This window comes from Aedoeadaptatus coli (genome assembly GCF_900343085.1).
GTDB classification, from domain to species: Bacteria; Bacillota; Clostridia; order Tissierellales; family Peptoniphilaceae; genus Aedoeadaptatus; species Aedoeadaptatus coli.
In genome coordinates this window covers 68,855-83,534 of sequence record NZ_OPYI01000001.1, presented here as the reverse complement: position 1 = coordinate 83,534, position 14,680 = coordinate 68,855, and the positions used below count along the sequence as shown (strand labels likewise).

The 14,680-nt window shown below is 41.5% G+C and carries 16 protein-coding genes; 2 read left to right on the top strand and 14 right to left on the bottom strand.

Going from position 1 to position 14,680, the window contains the following annotated elements; genetic code table 11:
• Positions 1-13: 13 nt before the first annotated feature.
• The 12 genes from DG046_RS00460 to DG046_RS00405 all read right to left on the bottom strand — a co-directional run bounded on the left by DG046_RS00460 (position 14) and on the right by DG046_RS00405 (position 12,533).
• Entirely contained in the window at positions 14-1,036 is a 1,023-nt protein-coding gene (locus tag DG046_RS00460) for an ABC transporter ATP-binding protein (protein ID WP_234411429.1), read from the bottom strand.
• Positions 1,033-1,761 (bottom strand): energy-coupling factor transporter transmembrane component T, encoded by a 729-nt coding sequence (locus DG046_RS00455; RefSeq protein WP_019132993.1) that lies wholly within the window; start codon positions 1,759-1,761, stop codon positions 1,033-1,035. The genes DG046_RS00460 and DG046_RS00455 overlap by 4 nt, the downstream gene beginning before the upstream one ends.
• Positions 1,761-2,351: an MptD family putative ECF transporter S component gene (locus DG046_RS00450; RefSeq protein ID WP_108830657.1), complete on the bottom strand. Its 591-nt coding sequence runs from the start codon at positions 2,349-2,351 to the stop codon at positions 1,761-1,763. Before DG046_RS00450 ends, DG046_RS00455 begins: the two co-directional genes overlap by 1 nt.
• Positions 2,352-2,376: 25 nt before the next feature.
• Positions 2,377-4,101, bottom strand: a complete 1,725-nt coding sequence (locus DG046_RS00445; protein WP_108830656.1) for an ABC transporter ATP-binding protein — start codon at positions 4,099-4,101, stop codon at positions 2,377-2,379.
• Positions 4,098-5,867, bottom strand: coding sequence for an ABC transporter ATP-binding protein (locus DG046_RS00440; protein WP_108830655.1), 1,770 nt, complete (start codon positions 5,865-5,867; stop codon positions 4,098-4,100). Before DG046_RS00440 ends, DG046_RS00445 begins: the two co-directional genes overlap by 4 nt.
• Positions 5,868-5,973: 106 nt before the next feature.
• Positions 5,974-6,588, bottom strand: coding sequence for a TetR/AcrR family transcriptional regulator (locus DG046_RS00435; protein WP_108830654.1), 615 nt, complete (start codon positions 6,586-6,588; stop codon positions 5,974-5,976).
• 498 nt (positions 6,589-7,086) lie between these two features.
• Positions 7,087-7,728 (bottom strand): hypothetical protein, encoded by a 642-nt coding sequence (locus DG046_RS00430; RefSeq protein ID WP_108830653.1) that lies wholly within the window; start codon positions 7,726-7,728, stop codon positions 7,087-7,089.
• Positions 7,697-8,545: a 4-(cytidine 5'-diphospho)-2-C-methyl-D-erythritol kinase gene (gene ispE, locus DG046_RS00425; protein ID WP_108830652.1), complete on the bottom strand. Its 849-nt coding sequence runs from the start codon at positions 8,543-8,545 to the stop codon at positions 7,697-7,699. The genes DG046_RS00430 and ispE overlap by 32 nt, the downstream gene beginning before the upstream one ends.
• 42 nt (positions 8,546-8,587) lie before the next feature.
• Positions 8,588-8,854 carry a Veg family protein gene (locus tag DG046_RS00420; RefSeq protein ID WP_108830651.1) on the bottom strand — a complete coding sequence of 89 codons (267 nt, stop codon included), beginning with the start codon at positions 8,852-8,854 and terminating at the stop codon, positions 8,588-8,590.
• Between the two features lie 223 nt (positions 8,855-9,077).
• Positions 9,078-11,513, bottom strand: a complete 2,436-nt coding sequence (locus DG046_RS00415; protein WP_108830650.1) for a 5'-nucleotidase C-terminal domain-containing protein — start codon at positions 11,511-11,513, stop codon at positions 9,078-9,080.
• 69 nt (positions 11,514-11,582) lie between these two features.
• A complete protein-coding gene (gene msrB, locus DG046_RS00410; RefSeq protein ID WP_108830649.1) occupies positions 11,583-12,017 on the bottom strand; it encodes a peptide-methionine (R)-S-oxide reductase MsrB in 435 nt (144 codons plus the stop codon).
• Positions 12,018-12,026: 9 nt separating this feature from the next.
• Positions 12,027-12,533: a zinc ribbon domain-containing protein gene (locus DG046_RS00405; RefSeq protein ID WP_108830648.1), complete on the bottom strand. Its 507-nt coding sequence runs from the start codon at positions 12,531-12,533 to the stop codon at positions 12,027-12,029.
• Positions 12,534-12,679: 146 nt separating this feature from the next.
• Between DG046_RS00405 and DG046_RS00400 the strand changes: the two genes are divergently transcribed.
• Positions 12,680-12,916 (top strand): glutaredoxin family protein, encoded by a 237-nt coding sequence (locus tag DG046_RS00400; RefSeq protein ID WP_108830647.1) that lies wholly within the window; start codon positions 12,680-12,682, stop codon positions 12,914-12,916.
• A gap of 60 nt (positions 12,917-12,976) precedes the next feature.
• Positions 12,977-13,174, top strand: coding sequence for a DUF1858 domain-containing protein (locus DG046_RS00395; protein WP_108830646.1), 198 nt, complete (start codon positions 12,977-12,979; stop codon positions 13,172-13,174).
• Between the two features lie 61 nt (positions 13,175-13,235).
• On the opposite strand, the gene DG046_RS00390 is transcribed toward DG046_RS00395, so the two are convergent.
• Entirely contained in the window at positions 13,236-14,108 is an 873-nt protein-coding gene (locus tag DG046_RS00390) for a DUF1002 domain-containing protein (RefSeq protein ID WP_159082004.1), read from the bottom strand.
• A 329-nt stretch (positions 14,109-14,437) separates the two neighbouring features.
• Entirely contained in the window at positions 14,438-14,668 is a 231-nt protein-coding gene (locus DG046_RS00385; protein ID WP_108830644.1) for a glutaredoxin family protein, read from the bottom strand.
• Positions 14,669-14,680: the final 12 nt, after the last annotated feature.

Here is a 14,680-nt window from a genome sequence, read left to right as displayed (position 1 = left end):
CTTTTCTTTTTTGTTAATTTAATAAAAAAGATGACAGACTTAATCCTAAATCGTCTTGTTTAAAAGTTTTGTGGAAGCCTTTAAACTTTGATTTTAATGGATTTATTGTATCTGTCATCATTATATCACTGTCCCCAATTCCATTTTCTCCAACAATCCCAATAATATTCCCATAGCTAAATTTAAGATCCTTAATGGACAAAATTGTTCTGGTACTTCTTTTGAACATCAGATTTTTTAACTCTAATAAAGTCCCTTTATTTGAAGTTTCAAAATCATCAAATCTTTCAATGGCTTTATAATCAGAATGCCTAAGTCCCGTTCTCATTCGTTCATCTTCACTTAGATTTTCAATTTCGTCCATACTATATTCTCTGATGATTTTTCCATCCTCTAAGTATATTGCTCTATCAACAATGTCTTTTAAATACCACAACCTGTGTTCTGCAATAATAATAGTTTTTCCTAAAGATTTAAGCTTTTTTATTGTAAGCGATAGTTCTTTCATTGACTTTATGTCTAAGCTTGAAGATGGTTCATCAAGAATAAATATCTCAGGGTTTAATGCGCAAATGCTTGCTATAGCAATCTTCTGCTTTTCTCCTCCAGAAAGATTGAATATATTTTTATTCATCAAATTTTCAAGATGAAGCTCTTTTTCAACTTCTTCAATCCTTTTGTTAATTACTTCTCTTTCTATGCCGTAATTTTCTAAACCAAATGCAATTTCGTCAGTTGTATTGGTTGTATAGAATTGTGTTTTGGGATTTTGAAAAACCGAGCCTACATTCTTAGATAATTTATAAATTGGTGTAGTAAATGTATTCATACCATTGACCATAACACTGCCGGAAATGTCCCCATCATAAAACTCAGGTATTATGCCGTTCATAAGCTTTAATAGAGTCGACTTTCCGCAACCGCTCCTGCCACATAGAAGAATGCATTCCCCTTTTTTGATTTTCAAGTTTATATCTTTTAATGAGTAATCAGATCCTCCCTTGTACTTAAAACTTAATTCTCTAATTTCAATCATAAATCCCACCCTGACACTTTCATAAATATTACTATTGATAAAATTAAAATCATAAGAATTAAAACGCCAATGTCATTTTTTCTAATCTTAATTAGGTATCTACTTGTTTTTTGAACAGGAGCATCAAGCCCCCTTATAATGGCTGATTGGGATAGCTCATCCCCAATTTCTATTACACTTACGAATAAGGGTACAAAAAAGTATTCCATTGTCGCAGCAGGTCTATGAAATAAATTATAAATACTAATGCTAATCCCTCTTGTTTTCATCGCCATATTTATATGACTCCATTCGTCTTTAATAGTAGGCAAACATCTAAATATTACAGAAATCATTATGAGCGAGTCTTTTGAAAGTTTTAATTTTTGTAAAGTTGCCACTGCACCGGAAACAGATGTTGAATTTAAAATCCATTTACCCATGATAATACATGGCAGAAATTTTCTTCCAATTGCTAAGATAAATAAAATTAAATTCAAAAGAAAATTCATACTAAAATAGGCTAAAGATTTTTCCAATACTACACTTATTACAAAAAATAAAACATACCTTATAGCGGATTTTTTATAACCATCGCTAATAATAATGACAAGGAAAAATAATGTAATAAGGCTTTGATAGATCCAATCAAACCCTAAAAAAATTAAAATATTCGCACCTATAAGCAAGATAAGTTTTGTTCTGAGGTCATATTTTGACCCCAGAACAAACTTTGAATTTTCCATTATAAAACTCCTGCGGATTCCAACTTTTTATTTAGTATTTTTTTTGTAAAATAAGAACCAATCAAAGAGAATATAAATGTTCCTATAATCATAACCGGTAACATCCATATTGGTGTCCATGCTCTTACTGTGTTACAAAAGCTTTGATCTAAACCACCTTTTATTACACTTTCAAAAAATGCTTCTCTCATAACCCAGATTGGTAAGAATCCTCCAAATAAGTTTAGAGAAAAAAACATATGACTAATTGTATTTTTCTTAAAGTCTGTATAATTTCCACCTTTTGCTATGAACATAGCAATTATTCCGGCAGGCACTGCCACTAATGGCGCAATTGGAATATGTCCAGTTGCAACTAATAAAATACTTGGTAAGATAGCTGCGATAACAATAGCAGTAGCTGACTTTGTCTTTGCAAGAAGCATATGATAGGTTGGTGCAGCAAGTAGTGCTACAAGCATAGGCATTAGTAAAAATAAAACAGGGACAGGCATAGATATTGCCCCAATTGCTAAATATGTTACAAAGTAAAGTGCAATTAAAACACCGGCTGTGACTGCGTTTTTTGATGATTTCTTTTGTGTTTTCATAAGTTTCCTCCTTTAAAATTAATTGTTACTGTACAATCTTCCATTCTTTAGACTTTTCTTGATAATTCCATAAGTCTTTATATAGTCCTTCATTTTTTATAAGTTCTTCATGCTTCCCAACTTCCTCTACCTTTCCTTTGTTTAAAACAACAATTTTATCAGCTCCCATTACGCTCCTTAATTTATGAGCTACAACCACAACTGTTTTATTTTTAATTAAATTTGATATTGCTTCCTGTATAATAAGTTCATTTTCAGGATCAAGTGAAGATGTTGCTTCATCAAGTAGTATTATTGGTGCATTTTTTAATATTGCTCTCGCTATTGATATTCTTTGTTTCTCACCTCCAGACAGAGTCGCTCCTCCTTGTCCAATCATAGTGTCAAATCCATCATCTTTTTTGACTATAAAGTCATAAGCTCCTGCCATTTTTGCAGCATTCATGATTTCATCTTTACTTGCATCTTCATTTCCAAATTTTATATTGTTATAAATTGTGTCTTTAAAAAGATACACATCTTGAAAAACAACAGAATATTTATCCATTATTTTATCAGGGTCGGCTGTTAGCAAATCTACTCCACCAATTTTAATTGTCCCTTCATTAGGATCATAAAATCTGGAAATTAATTTAATTAGTGTAGATTTTCCAGAGCCAGAGTAACCAACAAAAGCAGTTAATTCATTTTCATTAATGTCTAATGAAACATTATCGATAACCTTAGATTCCTTGTAAGAAAATGAAACATCGTGGATTTCAATTTTGTTGCTTTCGATTACATCGCAATTTCCTGACATGGGTTCAGCGTTAAGTAGGTTAATGATTCTCTCTCCTGAAACTGATGCCATTTGTAGACCTGTATAATTTACAAGTGCAAGCTCCAAGGGATCAAAAATCCTTGTGCCTACAAATAAGAACATTAAAAATGTATCAATTTCCAAAGATCCATTTATAAATAAATAGGAACCAACTAAACTCATCAAAGCAAGTCCTATTCTTAAAATCATACTTGCTATAGTAGTTAATGAACCAACCCCTTTCTCACTCTTAATATTTGCGTCTTTTGAGTTATCTATATCTTCTTCAAGTTTTATTAATGTATCATCTATGCTGTTATAAGCTTTTAGAGTCTTAATGGCATCCAAATATTCGTTTGTATCTTCTTCCTCTTTTATCCTCATTTTCTTTGTTTTCAAATAAATTTTTTTCTGAAAGTTTTGCATGAGTGTAAGAAGTAGAACAGAAATAGGTAGTCCTATAAGTGTTGCTATTCCCATTTTTACATTAATTATCAAAAATAATATTGAGCAAAGAACCGCTACACATATGCCACTGAAAAATTGAGGTAATTGATGCGTTACTGCCGTTTCAACTTTGAAAAAATCATTCATTAATGTATCTAAGATCTCTGCTGAACTTTTTCCTGAAATATAACCTAATGGCAGTTTTCTTATGTGGTCTGCAAGCTCTATTCTTCCATCTGCACTTGTCATGTATCCAAGTTCATAGGTATATTTTGTGGCTAAATTTTCCAATAAGAATGTTATTAAGAAAAATACTGCCATTATCCCAAAATACTTCCATAAAAGGCTCGTATCTATACTATCTGCACCTCTATTTAAAAATAGTGTTTCTACAATTTTCGCCAAAGCAATAAATGGTATAAGGTTGGAAATAGATGCCAAAACATTTAAGATAATTGATTTTCTTATATTATTCATCTTTCCTAATGTAATATTTCTTATCATTCATTTTCACTCCCTTCTATATCCATTTGCCAAATATTTGTCTTCTTATAAATATCAAAGAGTCGCTTATATATTCCATCTGCGAGGATTAAATCTTCATGCTTACCTCTTTCTGCAATTTTTCCATCAGAGATTACTAAAATTTGATTTGCATTCTCTATGGTATTTAACCTATGAGCAATCATGATAACTGTCTTATCTTTAACCAATTCAGATAAAGCTTCCTGCATAAGATATTCATTTTCAGAATCAGCAAAACTTGTTGCCTCGTCTAATACTAATATTGGTGCGTCCTTTAAAATCGCTCTTGCTACAGCAATACGTTGTTTCTCGCCTCCAGATAAATAAGTTCCTTTACCCAAAACAGTGTCATACCCATCAGGAAGTTTTACAATAAAATCATGACATCTTGCTTTTTTACATGCTTTTATGACATCCTCTTTTGTAGAACCTGTCTTTGCCATAGCAACATTATTGAAGACTGTATCTGTGATAAGATCACTGTCTTGAAAAACGAATGCTATCCTCTCCATTAAGGCGTTCATCGGAATATTTTTTATATTAACTCCACCAATTTTAATAGAGCCTTCTGAAGGATCGTAAAATCTGGGTATTAGCGTTCCAATGGTAGATTTGCCTGCTCCCGAATAGCCAACTAATGCTTTAACTTCTCCTTGTTTAGCACAGAAGCTTATATTCTTTAAAACCTCTTCATCTCCATAAGAAAAGCTTACATTCTCGAATTCAAGATCATGACCTTTTATCTCTTCCTCGATATTTTCAATTGCCAATTCTTTTTGATCTATAATTTCGTAGATTCTCAAAACAACTTCATTTAGTAAATTCATTCCTTCTGCAAAATCTCTAAGTTTTAATGCAGGTACGCTAATGGCAGGTGCAAGAATCAAATAGAAAATAAAAACTGTAGCAAAATCCAAGTTATTATTTCGTGACATTAAAAGTATTCCTACTGGAACTATGAATGTAGCAACAGATAAAATAAACATTCTAAATGAAACAAATCCCGGTCTTATCATTGATGTCATCGAACTTGTAAAGTCTCTATATTCTCCTACTGACTTTGAAAAAGTTTTAAATGATTTTGCTCCTGTTCCAAATATTTTCACTTCCGGCATACCTTTAACGTATTCAGTAGTTGCTGAATTAATTTGATCCAAAATCGCAAAGTTCTTCTCAAGTCCACCCGACTTTATAATCTTTGCCATGATTGCAATCTGAATTCCTAAACCGACAAATATAATTAACAAAGTCGTAAGACCTAATATTAAATTTATCTTCAACATAACAATTATCATTGCTAAAATTAGTGCTAAAGTTGAAATTAAATTTGGTAATTGATGAGAAAAATAACCCTCAATTTGATTCATGTCCGATCCTAATACTTGCCTTATTTTTGACTTGTTGTCTCCGGTAAAAAATCCTAAAGGAAGATTCCCAATATGAAATAATATCTTCTTTTTTAAGTTCGCTATTAAAACATATGAAAACTTATGGCATAAAATACCGCCAATGTAAGTTAAGCAATATGACAATACCACTGCTGCAAGTCCATAGATGCAGAACTGTATTGTACTTTGTTCTAATTTTCCATATAAAAATAGAGATTTTATGACTTTGTATATCACCAAAATTGGACAAATACTTAATAGCATACCAAGACTAACAAATAATATCCCTCCTACAAGTTGTCCTTTTTTTATTTCACTGTAGGAAATGATATCTTTGATTGATTCCTTCTTTTTCATCTAAAACATACCTCCTTACCGAACAAATTCGTTCATTTGCCTTAAAACTAATACAAGGAAAACACCATTGATGTTTCCCTTGTAAAATACTTATATTTTATTTTCTCTAATGAGGTCTTTGAAATAGTTCGCTTATTATTCCAAAGGCTTCACTTGAATTTGTTTTGTTTTCTCCCTTAATAATATAGTCGTTATATATTGTTCCAACAGCTCCGTATAAAATAAAAGCTGCAAAATTTCTCACATTTTCTCTATTTATTCCCATATTATTTTCTATTTTTTTATTTTCAATTCCTTCAATTATAAACTCTGAATAGACATCTATAAATTTCCCAATGTAATGAATCAATTCCCATAGCCTGTAAGAGTTATCTGTAATTGAATTCTCTTTTGAAAAATTATATCTTGTCGTAAACTGACCGATATCTTTTACTATAAGTTCTCTTAGAATTTTTATTCTTTCTTCGTAATCTAATTCCTTGTTTTGAAGGATACCTAACTTATTTTTTAGTTTTTCATCAAAATATGTTTCCATACACGCCAAGAAAATATCTTCTTTTGATTTGAAATAATAATAAAACATCCCCGGCGCTCCATTAACTTCTGCGAGAATATCTCTAACAGAAACTTTCTCATATCCATATTTTTCAAAAAGTCTGGATGCTATATTTATAAGCTCCTGTTTTCTTTCTTCCGGATCTTTTACATTTCTCTTTGCCAAAATCTCACCGCCTATTGACCGACACTCGTTCTTTTAATATAGGCTATCATTCTCATTTGATTTTGTCAAGGGCGAAGCCTAGACAAACTACATATAGAGTACTCCTGTTAATTTGGTCATAATTTTCAACGCTTCGCTTACAGCATTTTGTTTATATTGCATTTGATCTAGGTTGTATTCATTCGTTCACGATTTACTTCGGAATCTCGCCTTTTTACTTTTCTTTGAATCGATCGTTAGAGTTGACGTATTTAAGTGTTTGATTGTCCCGCGCATCCTTGCCGGCTTCGATAGACGTAACTTCTCTTTTCAGTGAACTGAAGAATTTTTAATGGGCGTGTTGTCGCGGCAATTATCTTTTCTCTATCTGCTTTAAATGATTTTAATCTTCTCTTTCTTCTATTCGTCATTGTTTTTTCCATGAAAAGACCCCCAAGAGTGGATGTCTCGGTCCAACTTTTGGGGGTCAGTGCATCATGCAGAGAGGGCCATTTCGTATTATCTTTTTTTCGACGCCTCGCCCCTAAGCCAGGGGTGGGCGTAGTATTTTCTGAAGCGAACCTCCTCGCCTAAGAGCTCGCCCATGAGCCGCTCCGCGGGAAAATCCCGCACCATCCAATAGAAGCGGCACTCGCCCTTCTCTCCTGTTTCGGGAATGGCATCGAGCCAAAAATCCAGCGGATCCGCCACGGCGATTCCCTTGGATCGAAAGGCGCGGATGAAATCGTCTCGCCGATAGCTGTAGCCCAAAAGAGCGAGCACCGCCTCTCGCCCGTCGTCTTCAAAGCGCGCCCCATAGGCTTTTAGAATTTCCAGAACGTAGCTGTGGTGAAAGAGGCCGTCTTCTACTGTGTGGGCGATAATTTCCGTGTTTAAATCGTGATGGCGATAGCCCAGGGTGCGGCCCTTCGCCGAAGTTTTCTCCACAAGGGCGGAAAAATCGCCTCGAGAATCTTGAGCGAGGCACAGGGAGGGGCCCAGCTTCATGGCTCGGAAGCGGGATTTGTTTTTTTCACAAAAATCCCCCTCTTCCGCGGGATCGTAGAGGACCGTAAAGGAGAGATCCGGGCGGCGCCGAATCAGTGCGGCCGCCGCATAGATGCCCGCTTTATCCTTGATGGCTATTCCCAGTCGTTCCATGTTCCTCTCCCGCCGTTTCCGTTTTAATCGCGATTTTATACTTCTTTCTTAGTATAGCATAGGCGGCGTCCCGTTCCTCGATTTTTTTAAATAATCCGTACACCGTAGGCCCGGAGCCGGACATGTGGGCGAATGCGGCCCCCGCCTCGTAGAGATCGGCGATCATTTCGTCGATTTCAGAATGCATCAAGCGCACGCCGGAATAGAGATCATTGGCCACTGTCTCCTTCAGTCCTTCGAGCCGACCTTTTTGCAGAAGATCCACCGTCTCCTTCAAAGAGCCCTTCGTATCGCCGGGCCGCGCCATGGCGTAGGCCTCTTTCGTGGACACGGCGAAGCCGGGATTCAGCAAGAGCGCCGGATAGGACGGAGTGCACACGGGATGAAGCACATCGCCGATCCCCTCGCCTACGGCGGCCTTCCCGTAGAGGCAGTAGGGAAAATCCGCCCCGAGGACAGCAGAACCATGGATCAGTTCCTCGTCGGTGACGGGCAGCCTGTAAATGTCTCTCACAGCCTTTAAGACAAGGGCGCCGTCGGCCGTGCCCCCGGCGAGGCCCGCCCCCGCGGGAATGTTTTTCTCGATCCGAATCTTTACAGGCAGGGGGCCGAAGCGGCCTTCCAAATAGCGGTGGGCCGCGGCCATCAGATCCTTCTCTCCGTAATTGGGCCCTTCCATGGAAAATGCAGGAGCTTTTATTACTTCAATTTCGTCGTAAAGCCCGATGGGCAGAAAAAGTGTTTTTATTTCGTGGTAGCCGTCGGCCCGCTTTCCCTTTATCCAAAGGCCGACATTGATTTTTCCGTAGGCGCGCAAAGTATCCTCCCATAAAAAAAGCTCCGCCGAGGGAGCCTTTTACTACGATATTTTTAATTTAGCCGTATCTACATCTTCTTCAAGAATCATAATCTTTACCGTGGACGTGAGTACGTCGGCGTAGGTAAAGGAGATGTTTCGATCCGTGCGATCGTCGGAAGAGATGCTGATGACAAACAGGGAGGGATAGACCGCCGTGAGCACGCCTCTGCGCGTGACGATGCGTTTCCGTCCTCGATTTGCCTTCACAATTACCTCTTTGCCGATATGCTCGGACAATTCGTTTTTAATCATATCCATTTGTGTCATTGGGACCGCCCTTCTATCCACACAATTATATGTGTAATCAGTATACAAGATTACTGCCCCTTTGTCAAGTCAAATAACGCTATATAATATCGCAAAAAGAAGGTCGGGTCAAGGGCAATATTTAAGAATTAACAACAAATTTTTATCCGCACTTTTCCCGGATTTTACATTATCCTGATCTTCCCATGAAAAAAGAGCCGTCGCCGGCTCTCTTTTCTTGTAGTTAAGCTGCCTTCTTTTCAGTTTCGACGGCTTTTTTGTCTTCAGCCGGCTTCTTGTCAGCTTTTTTGTCTTCAGCTGCTTTTTTATCTTCAGCTGCTTTCTTGTCTTCAGCCGCTTTCTTGTCTTCAGCTGCTTTCTTGTCTTCAGCCGCTTTCTTGTCTTCAGCTGCTTTCTTGTCTTCAGCCGCTTTCTTGTCTTCAGCTGCTTTCTTATCTTCAGCTGCTTTCTTGTCTTCAGCTGCTTTCTTGTCTTCGGCTGCTTTCTTGTCAGCTTCGGACTTTTTATCGACCTTCTTCGCGCTCTTCACGATTTCATTCAATGCGTCCATGACTTTTGCCAGTTCAGCACGGGTAGCCGATGCCTTCGGTGCGAAAAGATTGTTTTCGCGGCCTTGCATCAAGTTGGTGTGGCGAACGATATCGATGGGTTCGAGGGCCCATTTGGAGATCATCTTTTGATCGGCGAAGGGTTCCTTCAAGTCGAGGGTGTAGGGAACTTTCTTGCCTTCGATGTAGCGACCTAAGATCGTCGCCATTTCTTCGCGGGTGACCACTTGATTGGGCTTAAAGGTATTGTCTTCGTAACCTTTGACGATTTTGTTGTTCGCTGCCCAGATCACGGCATTTTCATACCATTCTCCGGCTTTTACGTCAGTGAAGGGATTTGCTGCGGTTTGCTTCACATCTTGTCCTTCGATGCGGGCCAAGACGGAAACGAGCATGCCTCTGGTAATGGGGCTGTTCGGAGCAAATCGGGTGTCGCTTACGCCTTTAAAGAGGCCTTTTTCCGTTGCGGAAAGAATGAATTTTTCTGCCCAGTGGCCCTTAAGGTCCGTAAAGGCATTGGGTGCCGGTGTGGGTTCGACGGGTTTTTCTTCGCCCTTGGCTTCGACCACGATGCGGCCTTCAACCTTCGGGTTCACGTTCTTGTGTTCAGCCAGGTATTTTTCCAATACTTCCGTGTACATGCCGTAGTCGCCGAGCTTTTTGCCCTTGGCGAACATGGTGTAACCGTCGCCGCCGCCTGCCATAAAGTCGTTGGTGGCTAAGGTGTAGGTTTTTTCGAGATCGAGAGCTTTGTCACCGACTTTCACGTCGAATACGCGCTTACCGGCTTCTTGTTTCGGATCGTACTTAAAGCTGACGCCGGAAACTTGGGGGAATTTCCCTTGCGGTGCCGGTGCGTCGGCCACGCCGTATTCCAAAGCGGCCAGTAAGTCGGCGCCGATGATTTCGATCTTCATAATGGTGTTGCCGAAGGGGAAGGCTGTCCAGATTTGGGTCATGTCGATCTTCCCTGCGGGAATGGATTCGCGGATGCCGCCGCCGTTGGTCAGAGCCACGTCGGATTTTGCCGCTTCGCGCATGGCGTCTGCCACCATGTTACCGAAATTGGTTTCTTGTGCGCGAACGTGTTCTCTTACGCCGTCTAATTCAACGGCCGTGGTGCCGACGACGCGTTCGAGCTTGCTCTTGTTTGCTTCGTACATGTCGTTGAGTTTCTTTGCGATGTCTTTGTTTTCTTCAATCTTTTCGAAGAAAGCGGCGTCGCGAAGAACGGCGGTCTTGGAAATAACATCTTTGCCTCGTAAGGTGATGTTGATTTCGCCTAAGTTTTTCAGGTAATTGCCCGTTTGAGCGATTAAGGTATTGTTAACCACTTTGCCGTTGTCAAGCTTCGTGTGGGAGTGGCCGTCGATAATGACGTCAATGCCGTCCACTTTTTCGGCGATATCCGTGGTCTTTACGACGGTGGCGTCGTCAACGCCGACGTGTGCCAACATGACGATGACATCGACCTTTTGATCCTTCAGGGATTTTACTTGGGCGCGAGCCACTTCCACGGGATCAAGGAAGGTAATGCCTTCGGTGTTTTTCGGATTGGATTTGACTTTCGTTTCTTCCGTGGCAATGCCGAAGATACCGACTTTGACGCCGTCGACATCGAGGATGGTTTGGCCTTTAAAGTCGTTGGTGCCGGTGTTTTTAATGATGTTGGCAGCCAAAATATCGAAGCCTTCGGAAGAACCTTTGGCCGGAGCCGCTTGATTCTTGAAGTCAACCAGGGCTTGGTAGCCGTAGTTGAAATCGTGGTTGCCGGGTACCATGGCCTTGTAGCCCATGGCCTTCATCAGGTCGATGACGCCCTTGCCGTTTTCAATGCCGGCCAATGCCGTGCCGTGGGTGACGTCCCCGGCATCTAAAAGCACCGAGTTTTTAATGCTGTCTGCATAGGTTTTTACTCGGGCGTAGCCGATATTGGTGAGCTTGTTGTCCTTGCCGCGCTCCGCCACCATATGTCCGTGGACATCGTTGGTGTGGAGCAAAGTGATTGTCTTGGTTTCTTCCGCCGGCGCGGCGAAGACGCTTACAGGACCGGCGATGACGCCGAGTACCATGGCCATAGCCAGTGCCAGGGATAAAAATTTCCGTTTCATAATACCTCCTTTAGTTCACTAACGTATACCTCTATTATACCCTTCATTGGCCACCTTAGTCTTATCAATTTAGAGACAATTCAACCAAGAACCGTACCCTCTTTTTTCCATGTCTTCTTTCGGAATAAATTCGATGCTGGCACCGTTGATGCAGTAGCGCAGGCCCCCGGCTTCCTTCGGCCCGTCGTTAAAGACGTGGCCCAAGTGGGTGGTCTCCGTCTCCACTTCCGTGCGAATCATGCCGTAGCGGGTGTCTGATGTCTCTATAATCGGCGCATCGGGCGCCGTTTTGGAAAAGGCAGGCCAGCCGCAGCCTGAATCGAATTTATCCTTCGATAAAAACAAGACCTCTTTCGTAATGACATCCACGTAAATTCCCTCGTCGAATAAGTGGTCGTAGGGATGGGAGAAGGGCAGCTCCGTGCCCTTTTCCCTCGTCACGTGATAGGCCACATCCCCTAAGGATTCCCGCAATTTCTCTTCGTCCAAATGTTTCTTGTCCATAAAAACCTCCTATGCCAAGGGCGTGCCGCAGCGCGGACAGTACGTGGCCCCCGCTTCCGCCTGAAAATGACAATTCTTGCACTCCACGAAATCCGGATCCTCGGCAATCAATTCCACGATCTCGATTTTTCTGCCGCAGTGGGGACAGAAATTCGTGTCCTTGGCGATTTCCGTGTGGCAATCCGGGCACTCGTAGCGAAAGACCTCGCCCTCAAGCTCCTTGGAACTGATGCGATTTTCCAAGCTCGCCTTTTCCTTTTGCAATTCGTCGATGGCAAAGAGAAGCTCCGAGCTCGTCGTGTCCGCCAAATGAGATTGCTCCCGCATTTCCATATAGTAAACTTCCCCTAAATGGGTGTATTCTTCCAGAATCTTCGCTTCCAATTCTCGTATCTGCAGGCGAAGCTTCGCCACATTGGAAGCTTCCTTCGCGCTGTAAAGGCCCTTGATGCTTAAATCCTTTACCTGATTGGACAGATCTTCAAAACCTTTTCCGATGCTGTTAAAAATATCCATGGCTTCACCTCGAATTAAGCATACCACATGGCCGCCTTCATTTTTCCGACTTAGATAAGGATTAGACTTTTTTTGAATTCTTCGTCGCCTGTGTGAATAGGCACAACTTGGGTATAAAACAAACAGAATGAAAAAGGAGGATGACTATGGATTATAAATTGTACGCCGCCACCTACTGCCCCTATTGCAAAAAAGTCATCGACTTTATGGAAAAAGAAGGCATCGACAAGGTGGACATTCTTTACGTCGACAAAGACGACGACGCCAAAAAGGCCTTGTTGGAAGGCAGCGGCGGAAAACAAGTGCCCTGTCTCAATTTCGGCGATGAATGGATGCTCGAATCCGACGACATTATCGCCTATATGAAGGAAAACCTGAACTAACTTGCCAATGGTTTTATCTTAGGATAAAATGATTGGGAAATAATCTCAAAGGAGGCTAGGATGATTACTAAAGATACTTTAATCGGCGATTTGGTTCGCCAATACCCGGAAGCCATTCGCATTCTCATGCAATTCGGCATGGGCTGTGTCGGCTGCCCGTCCAGTCAAATGGAATCGTTAGAAGAAGCTGCTTACGTTCACGGATTTGACGCCGACGAACTCATGAAGGCTTTAAACAAAGTCGTCGAAGCAAAATAACAAAAAGCCTCCCGCGCAGGGAGGCCTTTTTATTTGCAGGACCCGGATTACCGGGTTCTTTTTATTTGTTGAAAATGGAATCAAACAGATCGGCGAAAAAGGCTTTGATTTTTTGAATCAAGCTTTGGCCCTCTTCGCTGTTAATGTAATCCCTCGCCTGATCGGCGGCGCCCTTCGCCTTGTCGGCCAGGCCGTTCCAGTCGATGTCCGTCTTTCGCAGGCGATCGAAGAAATTGGTCAGCTTGTCCGTCTGCTCGGCGGTCAAATTGAGATTGTACTCATTGGAAATATTGATGATGATGTTTTGCACTTCTTCTCGGCTCTTCGGCGCTTCCGTGGCGATTTTGTCCTTTATGTCCTTCACCAGGCCCGTGGCCTTGTCGGCGCCCACATCTTGGGCCAACTCCGAGGTGACGACCATTTCTTCGTTGGCCGCTTTTTTCACCTTGTCGCTGATTTTTTTGCCGGTGGACGTTTCGTAAGCCTTCATAATCCCCGTGAGTGCCGCCGTGCCGCTTACATTCATGGGCGCATCCACAGTGATCTTCGCGTCTTTCACGCCCGCCGTTTCCAATGCTTGGCGGTACATATCGTGGGTAATGTAGCGGATCCTTTTCGACGTTTCCACCTGGATGCCGCTTCCCTCGGCGGTGTATTCCACTTTCGCACTGGAAATGGCCTTGCGTCCGATCTTCGATTCCGGCACGAAATCGCCTAAGTACTTGTGCTCTTCCTGATTGGTGACCTCGATGATTTGATCCTCGTCGGATCCGTTAAAACGCTTCATAAGATCTTCCCGCTGCTCGGGGGTAAGGTCCTGACCGAAACACAGAATCACGTCCCCTTCCACGGCATCGGCAAACACCGGTACGGCGGCAAATACCATCATGGCCAAGGCAAGGGCAATGCTCGCCCAACGTTTCATTTTATTCATACTATCCTCCCGATTCATTTCCTTTTTTACGAAGCTTATTATACCATAGCCTCCCTGCATCCTTCCCCCGCGTGATCAGACTTATAAGAGGCTTAGACATGCTTTGGCAATTGAATTTTCTAAAACCCTGTACTTCCGTGAAATTTTCATCCGCTGCTACAACAGCGACTGAATCAAAGAAAAGTCAGGAGGCTTGAGCCCGAAGCAATGCCGTGAACGGATGCAATTTGCATAGAAAATAGATTATGTAACGGAACCCCCGGTCTAACCGGGGGTTTTCTAATGCAAACAAACAAAAAAAGAGGCCGAAGCCCCTTTTTTCCGTCAGCTTATTTTGCCAAGGCGGCGTCGATGCGCGCGCGGTCGAAGCCGACGATTTCTTCTTCGCCGATAACCAAGACGGGTACGCCGGTGTAGCCCATGGAGATCAATTCATCTCTTGCGGCTGCGTCGGTTTGCACGTTTTTTTCGTTAAATTCGATGCCTTTTTCCTTTAAATAGTCCTTTGCCATGGTGCAGTAAGGACAGGTGTTGCTTGTATAAACTTTTACTTCTGACATTGTCATTCCTCC

What these genes read in the sequence shown, in the direction of transcription:
- DG046_RS00460 (WP_234411429.1), bottom strand. Translation starts at nt 1,036, where the DNA reads ATGATTGAAATTAGAGAATTAAGTTTTAAGTACAAGGGAGGATCTGAT.
- DG046_RS00455 (WP_019132993.1), bottom strand. Translation starts at nt 1,761, where the DNA reads ATGGAAAATTCAAAGTTTGTTCTGGGGTCAAAATATGACCTCAGAACA.
- DG046_RS00450 (WP_108830657.1), bottom strand. Translation starts at nt 2,351, where the DNA reads ATGAAAACACAAAAGAAATCATCAAAAAACGCAGTCACAGCCGGTGTT.
- DG046_RS00445 (WP_108830656.1), bottom strand. Translation starts at nt 4,101, where the DNA reads ATGATAAGAAATATTACATTAGGAAAGATGAATAATATAAGAAAATCA.
- DG046_RS00440 (WP_108830655.1), bottom strand. Translation starts at nt 5,867, where the DNA reads ATGAAAAAGAAGGAATCAATCAAAGATATCATTTCCTACAGTGAAATA.
- DG046_RS00430 (WP_108830653.1), bottom strand. Translation starts at nt 7,728, where the DNA reads ATGGAACGACTGGGAATAGCCATCAAGGATAAAGCGGGCATCTATGCG.
- DG046_RS00420 (WP_108830651.1), bottom strand. Translation starts at nt 8,854, where the DNA reads ATGACACAAATGGATATGATTAAAAACGAATTGTCCGAGCATATCGGC.
- DG046_RS00415 (WP_108830650.1), bottom strand. Translation starts at nt 11,513, where the DNA reads ATGAAACGGAAATTTTTATCCCTGGCACTGGCTATGGCCATGGTACTC.
- msrB (WP_108830649.1), bottom strand. Translation starts at nt 12,017, where the DNA reads ATGGACAAGAAACATTTGGACGAAGAGAAATTGCGGGAATCCTTAGGG.
- DG046_RS00405 (WP_108830648.1), bottom strand. Translation starts at nt 12,533, where the DNA reads ATGGATATTTTTAACAGCATCGGAAAAGGTTTTGAAGATCTGTCCAAT.
- DG046_RS00400 (WP_108830647.1), top strand. Translation starts at nt 12,680, where the DNA reads ATGGATTATAAATTGTACGCCGCCACCTACTGCCCCTATTGCAAAAAA.
- DG046_RS00395 (WP_108830646.1), top strand. Translation starts at nt 12,977, where the DNA reads ATGATTACTAAAGATACTTTAATCGGCGATTTGGTTCGCCAATACCCG.
- DG046_RS00390 (WP_159082004.1), bottom strand. Translation starts at nt 14,108, where the DNA reads ATGAATAAAATGAAACGTTGGGCGAGCATTGCCCTTGCCTTGGCCATG.
- DG046_RS00385 (WP_108830644.1), bottom strand. Translation starts at nt 14,668, where the DNA reads ATGTCAGAAGTAAAAGTTTATACAAGCAACACCTGTCCTTACTGCACC.